The organism is Kitasatospora nipponensis, from assembly GCF_039528135.1.
GTDB classification, from domain to species: domain Bacteria; phylum Actinomycetota; class Actinomycetes; order Streptomycetales; family Streptomycetaceae; genus Kitasatospora; species Kitasatospora nipponensis.
The window spans coordinates 1-507 of sequence record NZ_BAAALF010001201.1; the positions used below are offsets into that span (position 1 = coordinate 1).

General features: G+C 69.0%; 1 protein-coding gene. It reads left to right on the forward strand.

Annotated elements, in window-relative coordinates; all coding sequences use genetic code 11:
* Nucleotides 1-96: 96 nt before the first annotated feature.
* Nucleotides 97-507, forward strand: a 411-nt coding sequence (locus ABD323_RS45660; RefSeq protein WP_344447805.1) for a site-2 protease family protein, incomplete at its 3' end; no start/stop codon positions are given.

The following is a 507-nucleotide window of genomic DNA, read 5'->3' on the forward strand; positions in this document are numbered from 1 at the left end:
GCCCGGGAGCGGAGGCACGATCCCGGTGGTCGGCTGACGCGGTGCGGTACCTGGGTGCAAGATGGCGAGGGGCAGCGGCATGACGGAGGACCAGCGGTGACCATAGTGATGACAGTGCTCGGCATCGGGCTCTTCTTCGGCGGGCTGCTCGTCTCGATCGCGTGGCACGAGCTCGGACACCTCTCGACGGCCAAGCTCTTCGGCATCCGGGTGCCGCAGTACATGGTCGGCTTCGGCCCGACCCTGTGGTCGCGCCGCCGCGGCGAGACCGAGTACGGCTTCAAGGCCATCCCGCTGGGCGGCTACATCCGGATGATCGGGATGTTCCCGCCGGGCGCCGACGGCCGGATCACCAAGCGCAGCAGCTCGCCGTGGCGTTCGATGATCGAGGACGCCCGCGAGGCCTCCTACGAGGAGCTGCAGCCCGGCGACGAGGACCGGCTCTTCTACACCCGCGCGCCGTGGAAGCGCGTCATCGTGATGTTCGCCGGGCCCTTCATGAACCTG